Origin of the sequence: Micromonospora yangpuensis (assembly GCF_900091615.1) — a bacterium.
GTDB lineage: Bacteria > Actinomycetota > Actinomycetes > Mycobacteriales > Micromonosporaceae > Micromonospora > Micromonospora yangpuensis.
In genome coordinates this window covers 3926710-3949817 of the sequence record NZ_FMIA01000002.1, presented here as the reverse complement: position 1 = coordinate 3949817, position 23108 = coordinate 3926710, and the positions used below count along the sequence as shown (strand labels likewise).

Genomic DNA, 23108 nt, shown 5'->3' with positions numbered 1-23108 from the left:
GGGGGGTACCGGCCAACGGCGTCCCCACACCCGGCAGCGGCCCGGGACCGGCGGGCCGGACCAGCCGTGGCGCTCCGCCTCACTGCCGGCTGTGGCCGACGTACTCGCGCAGGTGACGGGCGGTCAGGGTGTCGCTGTCGGCGACCAGTCCGGCCGGCGTACCGGTGAAGACCACCCGGCCCCCGTCGTGCCCGGCGCCCGGCCCGAGGTCGATCATCCAGTCGGCGTGCGCCATCACCGCCTGGTGGTGCTCGATGACCACGACGGTGTTGCCGGCGTCGACCAGCCGGTCCAGCAGGGCGAGGAGCTGGTCCACGTCGGCCAGGTGCAGCCCGGTGGTCGGCTCGTCCAACACGTACGTGCTGCCCCGCTCGGCCATGTGGATGGCGAGCTTCAGCCGCTGCCGTTCGCCACCGGAGAGGGTGGTGAGCGGCTGGCCCAGGCTGAGGTAGCCCAGACCGACGTCGGTGAGCCGGTCGAGGATGACCCGGGCCGGACCGCTGGGGAAGAAGTCGCGGGCCTCGACCACCGACATGGCGAGCACCTCGCTGATGTTTTTGCCCCGCAGCCGGTAGGTGAGCACCTTGGCGGTGAACCGTCGCCCCTCACACTGCTCACAGACCGAGGCCACCGCCGCCATCATGGCCAGGTCGGTGTAGACCAGCCCGATGCCCTTGCACGTCGGGCAGGCCCCTTCGGAGTTGGCGCTGAACAACGCCGCCTTGACGCCGTTGGCCCGGGCGAAGGCGGTCCGGATCGGGTCCAGCAGACCGGTGTAGGTGGCCGGGTTGCTGCGCCGGGAGCCGCGGATCGCGGACTGGTCTACCACCACCACCCCGCGGCGGCGCGGCAACGAGCCGTGGATCAGGGAACTCTTGCCGGACCCGGCCACGCCGGTGACCACGGTCAGCACCCCGAGCGGAATGTCGACGTCCACGCCCCGCAGGTTGTGCAGGTCCGCGCCGCGGATCGGCAGCTGACCGGTGGGCCGGCGAACCGTCTCCCGCAGGGTGACCCGATGGTCCAGGTGTCGGCCGGTACGGGTGCCGGAGCGCCGCAACCCGGCGACGTCACCGGTGTAGCAGATCCGCCCGCCGTCCGGCCCGGCGCCCGGCCCGAGGTCGACCACGTGGTCGGCGATCGCGATCGTCTCCGGTTTGTGCTCCACGACCAGCACGGTGTTGCCCTTGTCCCGCAACCGCAGCAGCAGGTCGTTCATCCGGGCGATGTCGTGCGGGTGCAGCCCGACGGTGGGTTCGTCGAAGACGTACGTGACGTCGCTGAGGCTGGACCCGAGGTGGCGGACCATCTTGACCCGCTGCGCCTCACCGCCGGAGAGGGTGGCCGACTCGCGGTCCAGGCTGAGGTAACCCAGGCCGATCTCCACAAGCGAGTCCAGGGTCTCCCGCAGGGTGCCGACCAGCGGTGCCACCTCGGGATCGGCCACCTCCCGCAGGAACTCGGCCAGGTCGCTGATCTGCATCGCCGCGCACTCGGCGATGTTGCGTCCGGCGATCCGGCTGGCCAGCGCAGCCTGGTTGAGGCGGGTGCCGCCGCAGTCGGCGCAGGTGGCGAAGGTGACCGCCCGGTCGACGAAGGCGCGGATGTGGGCCTGCATCGAGTCCCGGTCCTTGACCAGGTACAACCGGCGGACCTTGACCACCAGGCCCTCGTACGTGATGGTGCTGCTGCCGACCTTGAGCTTCGTGGCCGGCTTGTGCAGCAGGTCCTGCCACTGCTGCGGGGTGTAGTCCTGCAGCTTGACGTCCGGGTCGAAGAGCCCGGAGTGGGCGAACTGCTGCCAGTACCAGGAGTCGACGGCGAAGTTCGGCACCATGATCGCCCCGTCGTTGAGGGAGCGTTCCCGGTCGACCAGCTCGTCCACGTCGAGGTCAGACACCCGGCCGAGGCCCTCACAGGTCAGGCACATCCCCTCGGCCAGGTTGAAGCTGAAGGCGCCGGCCGATCCGGCGTACGGCTCGCCCAGCCGGCTGAAGACGATCCGCAGCATCGCGTACGCGTCGGTGGCGGTGCCCACGGTGGACCGGGAGTTGGCACCCATCCGCTCCTGGTCGACGACGATCGCTGCGCTGAGGTTACGCAACGAATCCACGTCGGGTCGGCTCAGGTTGGGCATGAACGACTGGAGGAACGCACTGTACGTCTCGTTGATCAGGCGCTGGGACTCGGCGGCGATGGTGCCGAAGACCAGGGACGACTTGCCGGAGCCGGAGACCCCGGTGAAAACGGTGAGGCGACGCTTGGGGATGTCGACCGAGACGTCGGCGAGGTTGTTCCCGCGCGCGCCGCGTACCTCGATCACGTCGTGACTGTCGGCGGCGGACCGTGCTGGCTGCTGCATGCGAACCCTTCGCGAGATTCTGGGCAGGGAGGATCCCGCCGGTACCCGGTACCGGCCTGGCCGCATTCAATTGTCTCACTCAACTTCACGTAGAGGGTTTGGAAGATCGTCAACGCTCGTCCGCCGCCGATATGACGGTGAAAGTCTCAACCGCACGTGGAGTCGCTAGGCTTGGCCGGTGACGGGTCGGGCGGACGAGCGGGGTCGGATCCGGGGCGTGGACCTCGCGGCGACGGTCGGGATCTCCGTGCAGCAGGTGCGCAACTACGTCGACCTCGGGGTGCTGCCACCGGTGTCGCGTACCCCGAGTGGTTACCGCGTCTTCACCACCGCGCACGCCCGGGCGCTGACCGTGGCCCGGCAGGTGGCCGAGGGGCACGGCTGGACGCGTACCCGGGAGATCATGGCGGCGGTCCACCGGGGTGACCCGGCGGCGGCGCTGGCGTCGCTCGACGGCGGCCACGCGGAGCTGGACCGGGAACGGGCCGACATCCGTCGGGTGCTGGCCGCCTTCGAGACCGTGGTGGCCGGCCCGGCTCCCGCACCGGTACGCCGTCGGGGGAGCCGCATCGGCGAGGTGGCCGCGCTGGTCGGCGTGCGCACCTCCCAGCTGCGGGTCTGGGAGGCCCGTGGCCTGCTGCGCCCGACCCGCCAACCGGGCACCGGCTACCGGGTGTACGACGAGGCCGAGCTGCGGGCCGCGCAGGTAGTCACGCTACTGCGCCGGGGTGACTACCCGTTCGACATCGTGCACGCGGTGCTGGACGAGATCCGCTCCACCGGCAGCCCGCAGCGGGTCCGGGCCGAACTCGCCCGGCGGGAGCAGGAGCTGAACCGGCGCAGCCTACGGCGACTGCGCGGGTCGTCCGCTCTGCACGACTACCTGGTGGAACTCGGCCTGACCGACTGAGGGCCGGGACGGCGCGACGGGCGGCACCCGGATCGGGTACCGCCCGTCACCGTCCCCGCCCGGGACGTCTGTGATCAGTTCAGGCCGCAGGTGGCAAGCTCCAGCGGCGGGACGGGGCGCTCGCCGGTGACCCGGCCGATGTTGGTGGCGATCCGGTTGATCACCGCGATCCGCTTGTCCTCCAGCGGGCCGAGGATGGCCAGCTGGACGAAGTTGGGGCCGCCTTCGGGGCGGACGGCGAGCTGGGCCAGCCGGGTGTTGGCCTCGTTGATCTGCTGCTGCAGGTTGGCCAGCTCCTGGTTGACGCCGGCCTGCGCGGCGGCGGGGACCGCGCCGATGCGGCCGGTCACGTCGGGGCAGTTCACCGTCTGGGCGCCGGCCGGTGCGGCGTTGCCGTTACCCGCGTTGCCGTTCCCGTTGCCCGCGTTGCCGTTACCCGCGTTGCCGTTACCGGCGTTGTTGCCCGCGTTGCCGGCGTTGTTGTTTCCGGCGTTGCCGTTGCCGGCGTTGTTGCCCGCGTTGCCCGCGTTGCCGGCGTTGGCCGGTGCGTTCACCCCACAGGTCGCGAGGGCGTCCAGGCCGGCCGGGGCGGCGGCACCGAGCCGGGTGAAGCTCTGCCGGATCCGGTCCAGTACGGCGATCCGCTTGTCCTCCAGCGGGCCGAGGATGGCCAGCTGCACGAAGTTGGGGCCGCCTTCGGGGCGGACGGCGAGCTGGGCCAGCCGGGCATTGGCCTCGTTGATCTGCTGCTGCAGGGCGGCCAGCTCCCGGTCGATGTTGGCCTGCGCCGCCGCCGGCACCGCGCCGATGCGACCGGACACGTCGGGGCAGTTCACCGTCTGTGCGCCGGCCGGTGCCGCAGCGTTGTTGTTGCCCGCGTTGTTGTTCCCGTTGCCCGCGTTGTTGCTGCCCGCGTTCGGGTTGCCGCTGGCGGCACCGTTGGACAGCGCACAGGCGGCCAGGCCCTGCAGGCCGGCCGGAGCGGTGCCGCCGACCCGGGTGATGTTCAGGGTGATCCGTTCGAGCACCGCGTTGCGCTTGCCGGCGATGTCACCGAGCTGCTGCTGGGCGGCCCCGGGCTCCCGGGCGAGGCGGGCGTTGACGTTGGCGATCTGGTTCTCCAGGTTCCGCAGCTCCTGGTCCACACCGGCCTGCGCGGCCGCCGGCACCGCTCCGAGCTTGTCGGCGACGGTCGGGCAGGTCACCGACACGGCGGTCGCCGAATTGTCGTCGGCAGATGCCAGTTGCAGTCCCGCGCCGAGCAGCAGCGCCGCGAAGGCACCGACACCGGCGATTTTCAGGACGGCGTTCTTCTGCGTACGCCTGGCCATGTACCTCTCCTCTGACTGACCCGCCGATGCAGTCAACATGGGCGTGACTGCCTGCGGAAACGGCGATGCGATGTGGCGCGGGAACGGTATTCGGGCACCACTGGCTATGGTGACCACCATGGCAGTGGATCGAGGCGTACGACGCCTGCGATCCGTTGCCCGGAATTGCCCCGGGTCCGCTCCGGCAATGGCGGACCCCGCTGTTCCGTCCTTCCGGCGATGGATACGGAACCGGCGCGGGAGGAGTTCAACGACGCGCGGATTGTTTTTGTCGGCCGCCCTCGGCTGTGCACAGAGGAGCCCCAGGTGACCTTCGGCAGCGCCTGTCGAGCTGAGTCAGCCACGACATCACCGGGCGTTAGGGTCACCCCATGAGAGTTCGGCTCCCGGCCGCCATGCTGGCCGCCGTCCTGCTGACGGCTCCCGTTCCGGCCGTTGCCGCGCCGACAGCCGCGACTCCAGTCGCTGCTGGGCCGTTCGCTGCCGTGCCGTTCGCTGCCGCGCCGGGTCCCGGGACGCCGGCTCCGGTGTCGCCGCCGTCCGGGGCGGTCACCCCGGACGATACGGCGGCCGCCGCCGGAGGGGCGGTGCCCTGCCCACGGGTGGCCGCACCCAAGGTCACCCGGTCGCCCCGACCGACCCCGCCGCCGGCGGTACCGCCGGCCCGGGTCGTCGGTGGGGCCGCACTCGACACCGCCGGGCTGGTGGTCCCGCCCGGCACGCCGGCGCCACCGGCCATCACCGCCACCTCGTGGCTGGTCGCCGACCTGGACACCGGTGCGGTGCTGGGTGGCTGCGGCCCGCACGAGTACGCCACCCCGGCGAGTGTGCAGAAGCTCCTGCTGGCCGCCACCATGATGCCGAGGCTGGACCCGAAACAGATCGTCACCGCGACCCCCGCCGACCTGGACATCGCCCCGAACTCCTCGGCCGTCGGCCTGGTGGCGGGAGGCCGCTACAGCGTGGAGACGGTCTGGCTGGGACTGCTGTTCAACTCCGGCAACGAGGCAGCCAACCTGCTGGCCCGCCTCGGCGGTGGGGCCGACGGTGCCGCTGGCGGGGTGCGGGCGATGAACGAGCAGGCCCGGCGGCTCGGTGCGTTGCAGACCCACGCGGTCACCCCGTCCGGGCTGGACGGTCCCGGTCAGTTCACCAGCGCCTACGACCTGGCGCTGATCGCCCGGGCCTGCTTCGCCGATCCCACCTTCCGCCGGTACGCCCGAGCCGAGCGCACCCGGATCCCCGCCCAGCCCGCGTTGAAGCAGAAGGGCTTCCAGATCCAGAACGAGAACCCGCTCATCTACCGGTACCCGGGTGCGTTGGGCGGCAAGACCGGCTTCACCGACTACGCCCGGCACACCTACGTCGGCGCGGCCGAACGCGACGGCCGCCGGCTGGTGGCCACCCTGCTCGGCGCGGAACCCCGGCCGATGCGCGGCTGGGAGCAGGGTGCCGCCCTGCTCGACTGGGGTTTCTCGCTGCCCCGGGAGGCCACCGTCGGGCGCCTCGTCGAGCCGGGGGAGCTGGACGGTGCGACCCCGGCCCCGACCGGGGTAACGGCCGAGCCGGAGCCGCTGCCGGCGGGCACCGTCCGCCCGGCCGCCGCCCGTCCGGCCCGTGACGACAGCGCCGCCGACCGACGCCCGCTGACCATCGGGTACGCCGCCGGCACGGCCACCCTGGCCGCACTGGTGCTGGGGCTGGTGCTGGTACGCCGCCGACGCCGCACCGACCGGCCCCGGACACGGTGACCCGTGGTGGCCGGTGGCGCACGATGACCCGTGGTGGCCGGTGGCGCGGTGTTGCCGGAGCGGTGACTTCCCGTCGTTGTGCGGCGGCGGGAAAGATCTTGGAAAGGAAGTGCCTCCTGGAGGGGCCGTCTTCTTCCAAGATCCTTCTGGGGGTGGTCCACCGATTCGTCGGAACCAGCGGCAACGGCCGAATCCGCCGACCGGCCACCGGAGCACCGCCGCGCGGTTAGCGTGAGGGCGTGAGAGGTTGCCGTCGGGCCGCCGTGCTGACCGTCGCGCTGCTCCTGGCGTCGTTCGGCGTACCCGCCACCGGCGTCGCGGCCCCGGACCCGGGGTCGGCGACCGTACCCTGTCCGAGCGTGCCCGCCACGCGACCACCGCGACCGACCCCGCCCCGGGTCGACCCGGTGTCGCGCACCGTCGGTGGGACCGGCCTGGCCACGCCCGGGTTGGTGGCCCCGGCGGGGGCGACCCGGCCACCGGCGGTCAGCGCGACCTCGTGGCTGGTCGCCGACCTGGACACCGGTGCGGTGCTGGGTGGCTGCGGCCCGCACGAGTACGCCACCCCGGCGAGCGTGCAGAAGCTCCTGCTGGCCGCCACGATGCTGCCGCGACTGGACCCGGGCCAACTGGTGACGGCGACCCACGGTGACGTGGACATCGAGCCGGGCAGTTCCGCGATGGGGCTGGTCGAGGGCGGCCACTACCCGCTGGAGAGCGTCTGGCTCGGGCTGCTGCTCACCTCCGGCAACGACGCGGCCAACCTGCTGGCCCGCCTCGGCGGTGGCCCCGACGGGCTGCCCGGCGGGGTACGGGCGATGAACGAGCAGGCCCGACGGTTGGGCGCGTTGCAGACCCACGCGGTCACCCCGTCCGGGCTGGACGGCCCGGGGCAGTTCACCAGCGCCTACGACCTGGCGCTGATCGCCCGGGCCTGCTTCGCCGACGCGCGGTTCCGCCGGTACGAGCTGACCGAGCGGGCCCGGGTGCCGGCCCAGCCGGCGCTGCGCCGCAAGGGCTACGAGATCCAGAACGACAACCAGCTCATCCAGCGGTACCCGGGAGCGTTGGGTGGCAAGACCGGCTTCACCGACCTGGCCCGGCACACCTACGTCGGCGCGGCCGAGCGGGGCGGCCGTCGGCTGGTGGTCACCCTGCTCGGCGCGGAGGTCGACCGGCAACGCGGCTGGCAGCAGGGTGCGACCCTGCTCGACTGGGGGTTCGCGCTGCCCCGCGACGCCTCGGTGGGGCGGCTGGTCGCTCCCGGCGAGACGCTCACTCCGAGCCCCACCACCGGGGCGACCCTGCCGGTGGTCGACACCGGCCGGGCGGCCACCCACAGTGACGGGCTGGCCCGCGTCGGCCGCTGGTGGACCCTGCTGGTGGTCGCGGTCGGCCTGGTCGGCACCGGCCTGCTGACCTCCCTGTTCAGCCGCCGCCGTCGACCCCTGCGCGCCACCGGTGGCGACGCCGACCCCGGCTGACCTTGGCGACAGCGTGCGTGGGTGGTCCGGCCATGCGCCGGGGCGTTGTCCTGGGCCTGGTCGTTGTCCTGGGCCTGGTCGCCGCGGTGCTGCTGGCCGCCTGCCAGCGGCACCCGCCACAGCCACCGCCGACACCCACCGCCTCCGCCGAGCCGCGCGCGCCGGCGGACGTGGTGGCCCTCGCCGACGTCGACCCGACCATCCGCACCGACCTGCGGTACGCCACCGCGCACAACTTCGTCGGCCGGCCGCTGGACGGCTACCGCGAGCCGCTCTGCCTGCTCACCAGGGCGGCCGCCGACGCGCTCCGCCGGGTGCAGGCCACCGCCGTCGAGCAGGGTCACACCCTCAAGGTGTACGACTGCTACCGCCCGCAACGCGCCGTGGACGACATCGTGGCCTGGGCCCGCCAACCGGGTGGGCCGGACACCGGTCCGGAGTTCCATCCCCGGGTGGCGAAGTCCGAACTGTTCGACGCCGGGTACCTGGGTGCGCCGACCGCGCACAGCCGGGGCAGCACGGTGGACCTGACCCTGGTCGCCCTGCCAGCCGTCACCTCACCACCAGCCGCGCCGGGTACGCCCCCGGTGGCCTGCACCGCCGCGCAGGCACTGCGGTACCCCGACGACAGTGTGGACATGGGCACCGGTTTCGACTGCTTCGACCCGCTCGCGGCCACCGCCGCGACCGGTGTCCCGCGTGCCGCCCGGGAGAACCGGCTGCTGCTGCGGCGGCTGATGACCGAGGGCGGATTCGTCAACTACCCCCGTGAGTGGTGGCACTACCGCTTCACCGACGAGCCGTACCCCGGGACGTACTTCGACTTCCCGATCACCCGCACCTCCCTCCGCAGGTAAGGAAGGGCCCCCTGTTAACGCATTCGGTAGAGCGGGGTACCCCTCTCACAGTTGGATTCGGGCGTGACGCGATGGGCTTCGGCGCGGTGGGGACGGCCGTCGGTGGTGGGGACAGGCGTCGGTCGGGTCAGTCGGTGGTGGGGGCCAGCGGCAGCCAGGCGAGCACGTCGCGGATCGCGCGGTCCCAGTACTCCCAGTCGTGCCCGCCGGAGGAGAAGTCCACCGTGGCCGGTACGCCGGCCCGCTGGAGCGCGTCGGCGAAGCGGACGTTGTCGTCGTAGAGGAAGTCGCCGGTACCGCAGCCGATCCAGAGCGCCGGCAGCCCGCCGTCTCCATCAGCGCGGTCACCATCGCTGCCGGCACCGGCAACACTACCGGCACCGGCACCGCGGCCGGCTTCGGCTCCGGCACCACTGGCGGCACCGGCACCGTGGCCGGCTCCGTCAGTGTTGCCGGTGTCGGGACGGCTACGGGTGGGCACGGAGGTGGCCCGGTCGAGCAGGGTCAGCAGGTCGTCGTCGGTGCCCCGGACGGTCCGGTCGCCGAAGGCGGCGTGCCAGGTGGCCGGATCGAGAGGGCGTTGCGGGTGCCGGTGACGGGAGGCCAGGTCCAGGGCGCCGGAGAGGCTGGCCGCCGCGGCGAACCGTCCCGGTTGCTGCAACGCCCACTTGAGGGCGCCGTACCCGCCCATGGAGAGCCCGGCCACGAAGGTGTCGGCGCGGCGGCGGGAGAGCCGGAAGAACGAGTGGCAGACCTTCGGTAGCTCCTGGCTGAGGAACGTCCAGTACTGGCTGCCGTACTCCTGGTCGGCGTAGAGGCTCCGCGCGACCTGCGGCATCACCACCGCCAGACCCAGGGGCGCGACGTACCGCTCGACCGAGGTACGGCGCAGCCAGGTCGTGTCGTCGTCGCTGAGGCCGTGCAGCAGGTAGAGCACCGGCGGATCACCGGTACGGGTGCTGCCGGACATGCCGATCTGCGTCGCGGCCCGCTCCGGTAGCAGCACCGTCATCGACGTGCTGAGGCCGAGCGTCTCGGAGAAGAAGTCACAACGGATCCGCGCCATGACCGTCGAGGCTAACGAATGGGTGGACGGGGCACCGGCCGCCGAGCCGGCATGGTCGGCGGGCTCAGCAGACCCATCCTGCCGGGAATCCCGTTGCGGGGTGCCCCGGATCTGCCTACCGTCGACGGGTACCGTCCGATCGAGCCGACCGGGGAGTCCCACCGTGCCGCAGCTGCTCAGCACCCGCATCAGGCGTGTCACGCCGTGCCCCGGTGCCCCGCTGCGACCTGGGCGCGGCCCGGAGCGGCAACATCCGCGCCCCGGGCCCGCCGGTTCGGCACCACGACGCGGATAACGGCCGGGCCGCACCCTGACGCGGATAACGGCCGGGCCGCACCGTGACGCGGTTAGCGGCCAGCCGCGCCCCGACGCGGTTAGCGGCCGGGCCGCCCGGTGACCGGGCGAGGTCAGCCTGACCCGATCCGGTCCGTCCTGGGTAGCCGGAACGACTCCGGTACGCGGGTCGGGTCGCCCATTCGCCATCGTCCGACCCGTACGACCGGTCCTGATCGGGCCGGTCGTCGGCTGATCCGTCCAGCCTTTGCCGATTCCGCCGGCACCGGCTGGTCCACCGCCGTCGACGTCGACGGCACGACGTGAGGAGCAATCGTGAGTTTCACCCCGCTGCCGGGTACCCGGGCGCCGGTCCGGGTCTGGACCGACCCGTACACGATCGAGGCGCAGGCGGCCCGGCAGCTGCGTAACATCGGTGCACTGCCGTGGGTGCAGGGTGTCGCGGTGATGCCCGACGTGCACTTCGGCAAGGGGGCCACGGTCGGTTCGGTGATTGCCATGCGGCAGGCGGTCTCGCCGGCCGCGGTTGGCGTGGACATCGGCTGTGGCATGTCGGCGGTGCGTACCTCGCTGACCGCCGCCGACCTGCCGGACGACCTGGCCGCGCTGCGTGGCGCGATCGAGGCGGCGATCCCGGTCGGGTTCGCCAAGCACGCCGACGCCGTCGATCCCCGGCGGGTACGTGGGCTGGAGCAGGGCGGCTGGGGCGACTTCTGGCAGCGGTTCGCCACCCTGGACTCCCGGGTGGCGAAGCTGGAGACCCGGGCTCGGCAGCAGCTGGGGACCCTCGGCGGCGGCAACCACTTCATCGAGGTCTGCCTGGAGTCCGGGGGTGCCGACGACGGCCGGGTCTGGCTGATGCTGCACTCCGGCTCCCGCAACATCGGCAAGGAGCTGGCCGAGCGGCACATGGCGGTCGCCCGGCGGCTGCCGCACAACGCCGACCTGCCCGACCGGGACCTGGCGGTGTTCCTGACCGGTACGCCGGAGATGGACGCCTACCGGCGGGACCTGTGGTGGGCGCAGGAGTACGCGCGGCGTAACCGGGCGATGATGGTGGCGCTGCTCTGTGGCGTGGTGCGGGAGCGCTTCCCGACGGTCGGCTTCGACGAGCCGATCTCGGCCCACCACAACTACGTGGCCGAGGAGACCTACGGTGGCGAGCAGGTGCTGGTGACGCGGAAGGGTGCGATCCGGGCCGGCAAGGGGGACCTGGGCATCATCCCCGGCTCGATGGGCACCGGGTCGTACGTCGTGCGGGGTAAGGGCAACCCGGACGCGTACTGCTCGGCGTCGCACGGCGCGGGTCGGCGGATGTCGCGGGGGCAGGCCAAGCGGACGTTCAGCACCGCCGACCTGGCCGCGCAGACCGCCGGGGTGGAGTGCCGCAAGGATGCCGGGGTGGTCGACGAGATCCCCGGCGCGTACAAGGACATCACCGAGGTGATGGCGCAGCAGCAGGACCTGGTCGAGGTGGTGGCGCACCTCAAGCAGGTGGTCTGTGTGAAGGGCTGACCGTACGCCGACCCCCACGCGCCGCGTCGGGGCGTCCAGGTATGACGCAAACGGTATACGACAGCCGGACACTGACACACCTAGCATCAGCACGCATCGATACGCGGCGGTGCTGTGCCGTCGCGGGACCGAGGGAGTGTGCGATGGTGCGACGACACCTGCTGCGGGCGGCGACAGCCCTGGTCGCGGCCGCGCTGGCGGCGACCGGGCTGACGGCCGTGGCCGCGGCGCCGGCCGCTGCCGCGGTACGGACCGTCTACTACGACGCCAGCCGTACCGGCGAGTTCCGGACCAACTTCGACGCGGCGGCCCGGATCTGGAACAGCTCGGTGAGCAACGTCCAGCTCGCTCCCCGTACCCCGGGCAACATCACCATCTACGTGGACAACGGCTGGCCCCGGGCCCAGACCACCTCGCTCGGCAACGGCCGGGTCTGGATGGGCTGGGAGGCTGTCAACCAGGGGTACGACCGGACCCGGATCGCCACCCACGAGATCGGGCACATCCTCGGGCTGCCCGACCGGCGTACCGGGCTCTGTTCCGACCTGATGTCCGGCAGCAGTGCCCCGGTGTCCTGCCGCAACGCCAACCCCAGCGCCGCCGAGGCGGCCCAGGTGCAGCGGAACTTCGCCGGCAGCGCCGTCGCCGCCACGGGCAGCTTCACCTGGACCGGCGCGGGTACCGCCGACGGCGAGGTCACCCCGCTGGTGGTCGGTGGCCGGCCGGCCACCGAGAACTACCCCTTCATGGTGTACGTCTCCGGCTGCACCGGCACGCTGATCAAGGCCAACTGGGCGGTCACCGCCAAGCACTGCGGCACCCCGGCCTCGGTTCGGGTGGGCAGCGTCAACCGCACCAGCGGCGGCACCGTGGTCAGGGTGACCCGGGCGGTCAACCACCCGAGCATCGACGTCAAGCTGCTGCAGCTGGCCAGCTCGGTCAGCTACGCACCGGCGCCGATCCCGACCACCTCGGGTGCGGTCGGCACGGCCACCCGGATCATCGGTTGGGGGCAGACCTGCGCCCCGCGTGGTTGTGGCTCGGCACCGAGCGTCGCCAACGAGCTGGACACCTCGATCGTGGCCGACAACCGGTGCGGCGGCATCAACGCGACGTACGAGATCTGTACCAACAACACCAACGGCAACTCCGGTGCCTGCTACGGCGACTCGGGTGGGCCGCAGGTGCGCCGGGTCAACGGGGTGTGGAACCTGATCGGTGCCACCAGCCGGTCCGGCAACAACGACTCGACCTGCGCCACCGCCCCGTCCATCTACGGTGACCTGCCGTCGATCCGCACCTGGATCAACACCCAGGTGGGTGGCCTGCCCGCCGCCTGAGCCACCGACCGCCGCCGAGCCGACGGGGACGCCACCACCGGCCTCCCCGTCGGCTCCGTCGTGCCGGGTGACGGCCAATGCCAGGGGACGGCCAGGAAAACCAGGAGATAGCCAGGAAAACCAGGAGATGGCGAGGACTCGGGCAAGCTTCGGCCAACCGTTCGACCGCCGCGCCGCAGCCTTCGTAAGTCCGGTTCGTAAGGCCCAAACGAACTGGAGGCTTCGATGCGCAAGGCAGTACTGGCGACGGTAACGGCGGGTCTGTTGATCGGCGGCACGGGAATCGCGGTCGCCACCGAGCAGGGTTCCGCCACCGGGGAGGCCGCGTCCTGCGCCACCCCCGCCGCACCCCGGATGCTCACCTCGGCCCAGGCCGGCGACGCGGCCCTGCGTGGGGTGGGCGGCGGCCGGCTGGCCGGGGTCCAGTTGGCCGAGCAGGAGGGGCAGGCCCTCTACCGGGTGCAGTTCGTCCGGGGCAACCAACTGCGGACGGCCGTGATCGACGCCTTCACCGGGCAGGTCATCTCGGTCAGCAACGGCGGCTCCACCGGCGGCGGCTCGACGGGTAGCGCCAACGGCAGCGAGCGCGACCGCGACGATGACGACGACGACGATGACGACGATGACGACGACGATGACGACGATGACGACGACGGCCCGGTCCGGCAGGGCGTCGAGGCCAACAAGTGACGGTCACCGACCGGCTCATCCGGATCCTGTACGTCGAGGGGCACGGCCTGCTCGCCTCCGACATCCACGGCCGGATCCACCTGTTCGACGACGACCTGCGGCTGGTGCGCTCGTCGCCGTTCGTCCGCCACGGCCGGCCCGTCTACGGGCTGGCCGTGGCCGACGGCTGGGTCGTCGGCAAGGACCGGATGGGCGCGGTGTTGCGCTGGCGGTTGGCCACGTTGGAGCTGGTCGACCGGCTGGACCCGGCGACGGTCTGTGACCGTTCGGCGCTGCTGACCGGGGAGGAGCCCTCCCCGGTCAGCTCGCGGGGCATCGGCATCTGGGCCGGTCGGGTCCACGTCACCAGCGGCTACCACCATCAGCTGCTGGTGATCGACCTGGCCACCTTCGAGGTGCTCGACATCCGGCCCAACCTGTGTGGACCCAGCCCGATGGAGTGGGCCTGCACCGAGCATCCCACCCGGCACGCGATCAGCGACAAGAAGGGCAACCTGCGGTTCGGGTCCTTCGACACGCTGACCTTCGACGAGGTGGTGAAGCTCGACGACGGCAACATCCACCGGGTCCGCTACGACCGGCGGCACGACCGGTTCTGGGCCACCCAGGACTTCGGCGCCGGGGTCACCGCCGACGTGGCCAACGGCGTGGTGGTGGTCTCGCCGACCGGCCAGCAGGAGGCCGAGCTGCTTTTCGCCCGCGACGACGTGGAGTTCGTGGTCTTCTCCCCGGACCACCGCCGCGCCTACAGCGGCGGGTTCGACGGCGAGCTGCACATCTTCGACAACACCGAGCGGCAGCTGCGCGTCGAACGTACCGTCACGGGTTTCCCCCACCAGCTCGTCGACTGCACCGTGGCCCCGGCTGGGGACGTGTACCTGCTCTGTCAGGACGGCGAGGTGGTCCACCTCGACGCCGCCGGTGACCTGGTCGCCGGGATGGGTTTCCGCCGGCAGGCGGTCTGGGACCTGCAGCCCGCCGTGGAGGACCCGGCGGTGGTGTGGTGTGCCACCGACACCGGGGTCGCCCTGGTCGCCGTCGGCGAGGACCGGGCCGGACCGACCCTGACCGTGACCGCCGAGCACGTCACCGGCTTCGGCTTCACCCGCCGGGTCGCCGCGTTGCCCGGTGGCGTCGTCGGCATCACCCGGGACCACCGGGCGTTCCGGCTCGACCGCGAGGGCCACCGACGATGGAGTACGCCGCTGCCGGCGCTGCCGCACACCGTCGCCGTCGACGAACGCGGCGAGCGGGTGCTGGTCACCACCAACGCCGGCGCGGTCGAGCTGAACGCCGCCGACGGGGCCACGCTGGCCTGGCACGGCGTCGACGGGTTGCCGGTCTGGGCCGGGGTCCACCTGCCCGACGGGGAGCTGATGCTGGTCACCCGCAACGGGGTGATCGTCGTGCTCTCCGCTGACGACCGGAGCGTCACCTGGCGTTTCGACCAGGGGGAGTACCCCAAGCGGATGTGGGTGCAGGACGGCCGGGTGTACGTCGTCGGCGACGGCGGGCTCAAGGAGATCGTGGTCGGGCTGGGGGTGACCTGCCGTTGGTCCAAGCTGCTCTCGAACACGGTGGAGAACGCGGTCATCGCCGACGGCATGGTCTACGCCAGCTCGTACGGCATGCAGGTGGCCGCCTACGAGCACGCCACGGCGACCTTCGTCGGGCTGTTGGAGGACCTGCCGGACTACCCGAAGGCGCTCGCCGTGGCCCGGGACGCCACCGGCACCCCGTACCTGGTGGTGGGGGCGCGGGGCGGGCTGCTCTCCACGTACCAGCTGGACAAGACCGCAAGCGGCGCGCCGCTGGCCAAACTGCGCGACCGGTGGCTGCCCCGCCACCCGGCCCGCTACACGCTGACCGCCCACGACCGGCCGGAGGTGACCGCGTGCGCGTGATCGACCTCGACGAACACCCCGGCGGACACGCCGCGCCCGTCACCCACGTGGCGTTGCGGCCCGCCGGGGACCGGCTCGCCACCTGCTCGTACGACGGGACCGTGCTGGTCTGGGACACCGCCGACCCGACGGCTCCGGTGGCCCGGCACCGACTGCGGCACCGCCGGCTGGTCAACGCCGCCGCCTGGCACCCCACCGACGCCGGTGTGCTCGCCACCGCCTCGGCGGACAAGACGGTCGCGGTGTGGCGGCTTGCCGACGACGAGCCGCCGTCGCTGCTCAACACGCTGGCCCGGCACACCGACGACGTCAACTCGGTGGCCTGGCTGCCCGACGGCGAGCGGCTGGTCTGCGTCTCCGAGGACGGCCGGGCCACCCTGTGGCACGCCGTCGACGGAACGTTCCTCGGTGAGGTCGGCGCGCACGCCGCACACTGCATGGCGGTGGCGGCCAGCCGGCACGGCCTGGTCGCCACCGTCGGTGAGGACGGCCTGGTGAGCGTGTACGACCTGGTCGGCTCCGATGCGCCGGCGCGACGCACGTACGACGTCTCGGTGGAGGGCTGCGCCTGGTCGCGGTCCGGCAAGATCCTCGCGGTGGCCCGCGACGACGGGCGGGTCGACCTGCTGACCACCCAGCTGGACCTGTTGCTCAGTATGGCGGTCTCCACCTCGGCGGCCCGGACTGTCGACTGGTCCGACGACGACTCGTGTCTCGTCGTCGGCGCCTACGACGGGTCGGTGCACGTCTTCGACGTCTGCGGGCAACGGCTGCGGCGCATCGACGACGCCCGGGTGTGGCCACGGTCGGTCGCGGTCGGCCGGGGCCTGATCGCGGCGGGCAGCTTCGCCACCGGACCGCACCTGTTCGACCTGAGCACCGGGGCCGAACTGGCCGGCCCGGTCGGGGTGACCCACGGGCCCAACGCGTTGGCCTGGACCGGCAGCGAGTTGCTGGTCGGTTGCGACTCGGGGCTGGTCCTGGCGGTCGACCCGCAGACCTCGGCGACCCGTGGCCGGCAGGTCACCGACGGCCCGATCCTGTCCCTGGCCACCCACCGGGGCGTCACCTACGCCGGCACGTACGCCGGTACGGTGCTGAGCTGGCGCGACACCCCGGACGGCGGACCGGTCGGCCGGGTCGACCTGCGGGCCCCGGTGCCCGCGCTCTGCGCCACGGCCGACGGCGTGGTCGCCGGCACCTACCAGGGGGACCTGGTCGCCGTCACCGACGGCGATGACGGTTCGGTCGCCGGTGACGGCGACGGGAGGCGTGTCGGCGGTGGGGGCGACCCGGTCGGTGCGGGCGTGGGCTTGCCGCACGGCGGATCGGTGAAGTCCCTGGTGGCCCTGCCCGGCGGGTTCCTCTCCGCCTCGACCGACCGGACGGTGGCGGTGGGCACCCGCACCGACCGACGGGTGCTGTGGGAACACGGCAACCTGGTGAACGCCGTGGCCGCCCTCGGCCCGACGGTGGTGGCCAGCGCCTCGCGGGACCACACGGTGAAGGTCGGCCGGCTGGTACGCGACGGGTCCGGCTGGCGGGTGGTCGAGCGGCAGACCCTGCTCGGGCCGGACGAGTCGGTCAAGTGCGTCGGCCTGCTCGGCGACCCCGACCGGCCCACCGTCCTCGCCGGTTCCTACGACTTCGGCCTGTACGCCTGGACGGTCGACTGGGCCGACACCTCGGCGAGCCTGCGGTCCGGTCGGCTGTTGGCCGAGTTCCGGCAGGGGCTGTCCTGCATCGCGGCGCTGGACTCCCACCGGGTGGCCGTCGCCGGCTGGGACGGGACGATCCTCGTGGTGGCCCTCGACGGCAGCGGTGAACCGTACGTCCAGCGGGCGTTCACCGTGGCGGGCCTGCTGCGACAGTCCTCCGCCCACCGGCGCGACGATCCGTCGCGCACCACCCCGGCGTACCCGTCGGTCGAGCATCCGGAGGAGAGACCATGACCGACCTGCGGGCCCCGCAACCGGCCGGGGCCGCCCACTTCACCGAGGAGGCCGACCTGGCCGAGGGGCCCGTCGCGTCGGCGGCGGTGGTCACCCGGCTGTCGACGCACGGGCCGGCCGGCCTGGCGGCCCTGGTCGAGGAGGTGACCGCGCCGCTGGCCGACCGGCTCACCGCCGGTGGGCTGCTGGCCCTGCTCGGCGACCCCCGGATCGGCGACCGGCCGGCGCTCTGCCCGGTGCCCGGCGGCGAGGTCGAGATCGGACTCGACCCGCGGCGGGTCGCCCCGGTCGCCGCCGCCTGGGCCCACGTCGGGGTGACCGCCGAGTGGATCGACAAGGAGACCCCGGTGCACCGGGTGGAGCTGGCCGACTACTGGATCGCCCGGTACCCGGTCACCAACGCCGAGTACCGCCGCTACCTCGCCGACACGCCCACCGCCGGCCGACCCCGTACCTGGTACCTCGGGGCGTACCCGTGGGAGCGGGCCAACCACCCGGTGGCCGGCGTGGACGCCGACGACGCCGACCGGTACGCCGCCTGGTTGTCCCGGCGCACCGGGCATCCGTGGCGGCTGCCCACCGAGGCCGAGTGGGAGCACGCCGCGGCCGGACCACGGCGGACCGACTTTCCCTGGGGCGACGGGTTCGACCCGACGGCGGCCAACACCCGGGAGACCGGCCTGCACACCACCAGCCCGGTCGGGGCGTTCCCGGCCGGCCGGAGCTGGTGCGGCGCGCTGGACCTGGCCGGCAACGTCGAGGAGTACGTCGCCGACGACTACCGTCCGTACCCGGGCGGCCGGGCGGTCCACGACGACCTGGTCACCCGGGTCGGGCGGTACCGGGTGGCCCGGGGCGGCAGCTTCGCCCGCTACGGCGACCTGGCCCGTACCCGCCGCCGCCACGGCGCCCACCCCGGCCCGCTGTACCCGGTCGGGTTCCGCCTCGCCACCGGCGAGCCGCCCCGATGAGCCCCGACCCGCAGCCCACGCCGGTGTCTCCGGCACCGCTGCCGCCGACGTTGCTGCCGCCGACGTTGTGGAAGAAGCTGACCAGCACGGTCGGGCTGGTCGCGGTGCCCGGACCCCGGGGCACCAACGTGATGAGCGCCGAGTGGTCGTACTTCGTCAACAAGGACCCGCTCTACGTCGCCGTGGTGCTCGGGCCGCGAACCGCCAGCCGGGACCTGATCGACGCGGCCGGCCGGTGGGCGGTGACCTTCTGCGCCGAGGACCAGGCCGCCCTGGCCGACTTCGCGGGCAGCTGCTCGGTCACCGACGTCGACAAGACCACCAGCGTCGCGGTCGATCTCGCCCCCGGGACCCACACCCCCTGGGTACGCGGCGGAGTCCTCGCCGTGGAGTGCGAACTGCGCCAGGTGGTGCCCATGCCGGTGCACACCATGTACGTCGGCGAGGTGGTCGCCGCCCACCTGCCGGAGCAGCCGGTACGTCCGTTGGTCAAACACGGTGCCATGTACGCCCTCGGCGACCCGGTACGGCGTACCCGGATCCTCACCGCGACCCGACTGCTGCCCGACGGCACCCTGCGCGTCGCCGCCACCGGTCCCGCCGTCCCGGCCGGGTCGACGCCGCAGTGGCGGATCTCGTTGCTCGCCCCGGACGGCGCGCTGACCCGACTCGGCCGGTATCCGGCGGACCGCCACGGTGACCTGCTCGTCGAGGTCGCCCTGCCGGACACGGCGCTGCCCGCAACCGGCCCGGTCGGCCTGCGGGTCCGGGTGGAACGCGACGGCGCGCAGGCCGGGGAAGCGACGGTCGGGCCGTGACCGACCTGCCCTCGTCCCCGCCGGTGCCCTCGCCCGTGCCCCTGCCGGCAGGGCCGTCGCGGTTGCCGGTGGAGCTGTCGCGGTTGCCGGTGGAGCCGTTGCGGCTGGCGGTCGTGCAGGCCCGGGCGGTGCCGGGGCAGGTCGCCGAGAACTCCCGCCGGGCGGCGGCCGGTGCCCTCCGCGCCGCCCGGCGGGACGCCCGGCTGGTCGTCCTGCCCGAGCTGCACCTGTGCGGGTACGACCTGCCCGGGGTGACCGCCGCCGCCGTCGCGGCCGACGAGAGCGGGTGGGTCGTCGACGACCGGCTGGCCCCCGTGGTCGAGGTCGCCGTCGACCGGGACGTGACCGTGCTGGTCGGCGCGGCGGTACGGCACCCCGACGGGCGGCTCACCAACTCACTGCTGGTCGTGGCCGCCACCGGGGTGCGGGTCGGCTACGACAAGCAGCACCTCTGGCACGACGAGCGGGCCCTGTTCACCCCCGGGCGGACGGGTGGTCCCGTTCCGGGGCGGGCCGGTGGGCCTGCCCCCGGGCGGGCCGGCGGCGCGCTGGTGGCTGTCGACGGCTGGCAGGTCGCCCCGGCGATCTGCTACGACATGTCCTTCCCGGAGCACGCCCGCGCCGCCGCGCTCGCGGGTGCCCACGCGTACCTCTGTGCCAGTGCCTTCGCCGCCGGTGCCGAGCACCGGGCCGCCATCTACCTGGCCGCCCGGGCCCTGGAGAACACCTGCTACACCGCGTTCGTCAACCCGGTCGGCGGACCACCCGACCGGCCCTGCCGGGGCGGCACCGCCCTCTGGGCACCGGACGGCCGCCGGGTCGCCGCCGTCCCCGGCACCGGTGCGGCGCTGCTGCGCTGCGACCTGGACCCCGCCGACCTGGTCCGGGTCCGCGCCTTCCTGCGCATGCTCGCCGAACTACCGCCAGAGCCAGGCCCCGGTGGGCGGTGGGGCGTGCGGGACGGTCAGGCGGGATACTTGGCGAGGGCCCTGATGCCCTGAAGGGTGCGTTCCATGCCGGCGCGGAGCTGGTCGAGGCGGGCCGCCACGATCTCCTCCTCACGCTCCGGGCTCCGATCGATGACGAGGCTGAGCCCGGAGCGGCCGGGACCGATCCGCACCGACTGTCGTACCCGGGTGCCGGCCGCCTCGGGCGCCAGCTCGAACCGCCAGGTGGCCGCCGGGGACGACCGGTCCGCCGCGTCGTCGGAACCGGCGAACCTGCCGTCCACGTCGGTCACCACCCAGCCGAAGACGCGGGGCGGCTGACACTCGGTGACGTGGGAGGCGGTCCGCCACCGGCCGAGCAGCGGGTGGGTGTTGTGGCCGAGGAAGGCCGCCCCCACCACCGGCCGGTCCGCCCCGTCGAGCCACTCCACGTGTTGCAGCTCGGCACTGAGCCGGGGCTGCAGGTGGATGTCGGTCACCAGCTCCCAGACCTTCGACGGATCCGTCTCGACGTGAATCTCGCAGGTCACCGAAGGTCCGTCGGCATAACGCAACGTCGCCGCCCTCTGTCCGACCCGGACATCCGGGTCAACTGCATCGACGGCCATGGTAATCGCCACCGTCACCGGGTGACCGTGAGGGTGACCAGGAAGCCCGCGTGATCGGTGGTACCGGCCATGTCGACCGACCGGCTGGAGTCGATGGTCACCCGACCGCTCGCCATCAGCTGCTGCACGGCACCGTCGTGTACGTGCAGGTAGTCCGTGGGCACGCAGGACCGGACGTCGGGGGTGCCACCGTGTCGGAGGTTCAGGTCGCCGCTGACCACGGTGGGTTGCTCGCGGGCGTCCGCCCGACGCTGCGGGATCTCCACGCCGAGCAGGTGGCCGCACTGCGCGAGCGCCAGGCTGAAACTGGTGTACGCCAGGTGCGTCGTGCAGGCGTACACGACGGTGGGGGCGTCGAGGCAGAGCCAGGCGCGCTGCTCCGGGTCGGCGGGGTCCTGCGCCGGGTAGATGCCGCTGTGCACGGTGTGTCCTGGGTCCGCGGTGTCTCCTGGGTTCGCGGTGTGTTCTGGGTCCGCGGTGTCTCCTGGGTTCGCGGTGTGTTCTGGGTTCGCGGTTGGCAGGCGTACCAGCAGTCCGACGCCGTACTGCTGGCCGTTGACGCAGCGGTAGGCGTCGCCGGTGCGGGCGTTGCGGGCGGCCCGGAAGGCCGGGATGACGGTGCCGGGTGCCTGCTCCATCGCCGGCCGCAGCGCGTCCAGGTCATCCCGGCAGGCCTCGTTGAGGGTGACCACGTCGGGGGTCTCGGCCCGGATCACCTCGGCGGTACGGGCCACGGACCGGCCGGTGTAGCAGCCGGCCTGGCCGCTGTTGCACAGGTTCGCCTGCAGGACCCGCAGCTGGGTGACGCCGGCCGGCCGGTCCGGGGCTGCCGGCCCGGTCGGGGCTGCCTGGCCGGTCGGCGCTGGCTGGTCGGTCGGGCCGGGCTGGCCGGTCGGGGCTGCCTGGCTGGTCGGGCCGGGCTGGCCGGTCGGGGCTGCCTGGCCGGTGGGGTCGTTCGCCGAGCAGGCGGCCAGCAGCGCGGTGACCGAGAGCAGGTAGCCGGCCAGCCTCCACCGCGGGGTCCGGTACGCGCGATCGGCCATGCGGCGCCCTCCGGCTCTGCTGGGATGGGCAGTGTATCGGCGCGTCCCGCCGCGTCCCGGTGTGTCCCGCCGCGTCCCGCCGTCCGCCGATTCTCGGCGCGTGCTGCCGTCCGGCGCGTCCCGGCGTGTCCGAGCAGGTGAGAGGGGTACCCCGCTCTACCGTAAGCGTTAACAGGGGGCCCTTCCTTCGGGGCGTAGGGTGGCGGGTGTGGATCACGAAGAGCGGATCGCGTTGCTGCTCGACTACGAGAACCTTGCCCTCGGTGCGCGCGACCACCATGGTGGGATGAGTTTCGACTTCCGTCCGGTCGCCGAGGCGCTGGCCGAGCGGGGACGGGTCGTGGTGCGCCGGGCGTACGCGGACTGGTCGTACTTCGACGAGGACCGCCGGATGCTCACCCGCAACCACGTCGAGCTGATCGAGATTCCGCAGCGGATGGGGGCCTCCCGCAAGAACGCCGCCGACATCAAGATGGCGGTCGACGCCGTGGAGTTGGCCTTCGAGCGGGACTACATCTACTACGACCGGCTGGAGGGTGTCGAGGTGCCGGCGTCGGCGCGGGGCCGGAGCCGGGCGGGTCGACCGGCGGCCCGACCGGCCGCCGGGGCCGAGCAGCTTCCCCCGGCCGAGCGGCCCGCCGAGCCGGAGCAGCCGCCCCGGACCGGGCCGGGGTCCACCGCCGAGCAGCTGACCGAGACCGAGCAGCTGAACGACGCCGAGCAGTTGCAGGACGCCGGGCCGGTACGCGACGCGGACAGCCTGGCGGTGCTGGTCGCCCAGACGGTGGCGGGGTTGCAGGGCAGCCTGAGCGACGAGGTGACCGCCTCCCGGCTCAAGCGCACCCTGCTGCGCAAGGACCCCACGTTCAGCGAGTCCGACCACGGTTTCCGTACCTTCGGCGAGCTGCTGAGCCACCTCGCCGGGCAGCGGGTCGTGGAGCTGGGGGAGGGCCCGGCCAAGGGTGACCCGTCGGTGTCGCTGCCGGAGACCGGTGACCGGGAGGTCGCCTTCGGGCTGCTGCGTACGGTGGTGGTCGAGGTGGCCGGCGGCGACGGTGCGGTGGCCCTGTCGGGGTTGAAGAACCAGCTGCGCCGGGCCCGACCGGACTTCAGCGAGAAGAAGCTCGGCTACCGCAGTTTCCTCCAGTTCTGCAAGGCCGCCGCCACCAGTGGCGCGGTCGACCTTGAGTGGAGCGCCGACGCCGACGACTACCTGCTCACCGCCCACCCCTGACCGGCGGCGCCGGCCGCCCCTGACCCGCCGG

General features: G+C 73.0%; 18 protein-coding genes. 13 read left to right on the top strand and 5 right to left on the bottom strand.

What is annotated here, in order from left to right; all coding sequences use genetic code 11:
* Nucleotides 1-79: 79 nt before the first annotated feature.
* Nucleotides 80-2362, bottom strand: a complete 2283-nt coding sequence (locus GA0070617_RS17855) for an ATP-binding cassette domain-containing protein (RefSeq protein WP_091439447.1) — start codon at nucleotides 2360-2362, stop codon at nucleotides 80-82.
* 178 nt (nucleotides 2363-2540) lie between these two features.
* Between GA0070617_RS17855 and GA0070617_RS17850 the strand changes: the two genes are divergently transcribed.
* A complete protein-coding gene (locus GA0070617_RS17850) occupies nucleotides 2541-3272 on the top strand; it encodes a MerR family transcriptional regulator (protein WP_091439445.1) in 732 nt (243 codons plus the stop codon).
* A gap of 74 nt (nucleotides 3273-3346) precedes the next feature.
* Here the strand turns inward: GA0070617_RS17850 and GA0070617_RS30655 are convergent, their stop codons facing one another.
* The gene (locus GA0070617_RS30655) at nucleotides 3347-4603 is read right to left on the bottom strand and encodes a hypothetical protein (RefSeq protein ID WP_175440574.1); all 1257 of its coding nucleotides are present in this window, start codon (nucleotides 4601-4603) and stop codon (nucleotides 3347-3349) included.
* Nucleotides 4604-4974: 371 nt separating this feature from the next.
* Here GA0070617_RS30655 and GA0070617_RS17840 point away from each other — a divergent pair, with 371 nt between their 5' ends.
* The 3 genes from GA0070617_RS17840 (at nucleotide 4975) to GA0070617_RS17830 (ending at nucleotide 8695) form a co-directional block, all read left to right on the top strand.
* Entirely contained in the window at nucleotides 4975-6354 is a 1380-nt protein-coding gene (locus tag GA0070617_RS17840) for a D-alanyl-D-alanine carboxypeptidase family protein (RefSeq protein WP_373868408.1), read from the top strand.
* 239 nt (nucleotides 6355-6593) lie between these two features.
* Complete coding sequence (locus GA0070617_RS17835) at nucleotides 6594-7838, top strand: D-alanyl-D-alanine carboxypeptidase family protein (RefSeq protein WP_373868409.1); 1245 nt, start codon at nucleotides 6594-6596, stop codon at nucleotides 7836-7838.
* A 32-nt stretch (nucleotides 7839-7870) separates the two neighbouring features.
* Nucleotides 7871-8695 carry a M15 family metallopeptidase gene (locus GA0070617_RS17830; protein ID WP_091446601.1) on the top strand — a complete coding sequence of 275 codons (825 nt, stop codon included), beginning with the start codon at nucleotides 7871-7873 and terminating at the stop codon, nucleotides 8693-8695.
* A gap of 127 nt (nucleotides 8696-8822) precedes the next feature.
* Here GA0070617_RS17830 and GA0070617_RS31595 read toward each other — a convergent pair whose 3' ends face one another.
* On the bottom strand, nucleotides 8823-9761 hold the full coding sequence (locus tag GA0070617_RS31595) for an alpha/beta hydrolase (RefSeq protein WP_229688575.1): 939 nt from the start codon (nucleotides 9759-9761) through the stop codon (nucleotides 8823-8825).
* Between the two features lie 609 nt (nucleotides 9762-10370).
* Here GA0070617_RS31595 and GA0070617_RS17815 point away from each other — a divergent pair.
* The 8 genes from GA0070617_RS17815 (at nucleotide 10371) to GA0070617_RS17780 (ending at nucleotide 20246) form a co-directional block, all read left to right on the top strand.
* Nucleotides 10371-11570: an RtcB family protein gene (locus GA0070617_RS17815; RefSeq protein WP_091439436.1), complete on the top strand. Its 1200-nt coding sequence runs from the start codon at nucleotides 10371-10373 to the stop codon at nucleotides 11568-11570.
* Between the two features lie 41 nt (nucleotides 11571-11611).
* A complete protein-coding gene (locus GA0070617_RS32415) occupies nucleotides 11612-12910 on the top strand; it encodes a snapalysin family zinc-dependent metalloprotease (RefSeq protein WP_425312204.1) in 1299 nt (432 codons plus the stop codon).
* A gap of 225 nt (nucleotides 12911-13135) precedes the next feature.
* Complete coding sequence (locus GA0070617_RS30650; RefSeq protein WP_091439430.1) at nucleotides 13136-13600, top strand: PepSY domain-containing protein; 465 nt, start codon at nucleotides 13136-13138, stop codon at nucleotides 13598-13600.
* Nucleotides 13597-15504, top strand: a complete 1908-nt coding sequence (locus GA0070617_RS17800; protein ID WP_091439426.1) for an outer membrane protein assembly factor BamB family protein — start codon at nucleotides 13597-13599, stop codon at nucleotides 15502-15504. The genes GA0070617_RS30650 and GA0070617_RS17800 overlap by 4 nt, the downstream gene beginning before the upstream one ends.
* A complete protein-coding gene (locus GA0070617_RS17795) occupies nucleotides 15495-17456 on the top strand; it encodes a WD40 repeat domain-containing protein (protein ID WP_091439423.1) in 1962 nt (653 codons plus the stop codon). Before GA0070617_RS17800 ends, GA0070617_RS17795 begins: the two co-directional genes overlap by 10 nt.
* The gene (locus tag GA0070617_RS17790; protein ID WP_091439419.1) at nucleotides 17453-18427 is read left to right on the top strand and encodes a formylglycine-generating enzyme family protein; all 975 of its coding nucleotides are present in this window, start codon (nucleotides 17453-17455) and stop codon (nucleotides 18425-18427) included. The genes GA0070617_RS17795 and GA0070617_RS17790 overlap by 4 nt, the downstream gene beginning before the upstream one ends.
* On the top strand, nucleotides 18424-19245 hold the full coding sequence (locus tag GA0070617_RS17785) for a flavin reductase family protein (protein ID WP_091439416.1): 822 nt from the start codon (nucleotides 18424-18426) through the stop codon (nucleotides 19243-19245). Before GA0070617_RS17790 ends, GA0070617_RS17785 begins: the two co-directional genes overlap by 4 nt.
* Nucleotides 19242-20246, top strand: coding sequence for a carbon-nitrogen hydrolase family protein (locus GA0070617_RS17780; protein ID WP_217628831.1), 1005 nt, complete (start codon nucleotides 19242-19244; stop codon nucleotides 20244-20246). Before GA0070617_RS17785 ends, GA0070617_RS17780 begins: the two co-directional genes overlap by 4 nt.
* Here GA0070617_RS17780 and GA0070617_RS17775 read toward each other — a convergent pair.
* The gene (locus tag GA0070617_RS17775; protein WP_217628830.1) at nucleotides 20210-20722 is read right to left on the bottom strand and encodes an SRPBCC family protein; all 513 of its coding nucleotides are present in this window, start codon (nucleotides 20720-20722) and stop codon (nucleotides 20210-20212) included. The two genes, GA0070617_RS17780 and GA0070617_RS17775, sit on opposite strands and share 37 nt — an antisense overlap.
* A gap of 92 nt (nucleotides 20723-20814) precedes the next feature.
* Nucleotides 20815-21843, bottom strand: coding sequence for an endonuclease/exonuclease/phosphatase family protein (locus GA0070617_RS31580; RefSeq protein ID WP_091439409.1), 1029 nt, complete (start codon nucleotides 21841-21843; stop codon nucleotides 20815-20817).
* Between the two features lie 208 nt (nucleotides 21844-22051).
* On the opposite strand from GA0070617_RS31580, the gene GA0070617_RS17765 reads away from it, so the two are divergent.
* Nucleotides 22052-23077, top strand: a complete 1026-nt coding sequence (locus GA0070617_RS17765) for an NYN domain-containing protein (RefSeq protein ID WP_091439405.1) — start codon at nucleotides 22052-22054, stop codon at nucleotides 23075-23077.
* Nucleotides 23078-23108: the final 31 nt, after the last annotated feature.

Bases quoted from the DNA above. Each gene is read 5' to 3' on its own strand.
- GA0070617_RS17855 (WP_091439447.1), bottom strand. From the start codon at position 2,362: ATGCAGCAGCCAGCACGGTCCGCCGCCGACAGTCACGACGTGATCGAG.
- GA0070617_RS30655 (WP_175440574.1), bottom strand. From the start codon at position 4,603: ATGGCCAGGCGTACGCAGAAGAACGCCGTCCTGAAAATCGCCGGTGTC.
- GA0070617_RS17840 (WP_373868408.1), top strand. From the start codon at position 4,975: ATGAGAGTTCGGCTCCCGGCCGCCATGCTGGCCGCCGTCCTGCTGACG.
- GA0070617_RS17830 (WP_091446601.1), top strand. From the start codon at position 7,871: ATGCGCCGGGGCGTTGTCCTGGGCCTGGTCGTTGTCCTGGGCCTGGTC.
- GA0070617_RS31595 (WP_229688575.1), bottom strand. From the start codon at position 9,761: ATGGCGCGGATCCGTTGTGACTTCTTCTCCGAGACGCTCGGCCTCAGC.
- GA0070617_RS32415 (WP_425312204.1), top strand. From the start codon at position 11,612: ATGACGCAAACGGTATACGACAGCCGGACACTGACACACCTAGCATCA.
- GA0070617_RS30650 (WP_091439430.1), top strand. From the start codon at position 13,136: ATGCGCAAGGCAGTACTGGCGACGGTAACGGCGGGTCTGTTGATCGGC.
- GA0070617_RS17790 (WP_091439419.1), top strand. From the start codon at position 17,453: ATGACCGACCTGCGGGCCCCGCAACCGGCCGGGGCCGCCCACTTCACC.
- GA0070617_RS17785 (WP_091439416.1), top strand. From the start codon at position 18,424: ATGAGCCCCGACCCGCAGCCCACGCCGGTGTCTCCGGCACCGCTGCCG.
- GA0070617_RS31580 (WP_091439409.1), bottom strand. From the start codon at position 21,843: ATGGCCGATCGCGCGTACCGGACCCCGCGGTGGAGGCTGGCCGGCTAC.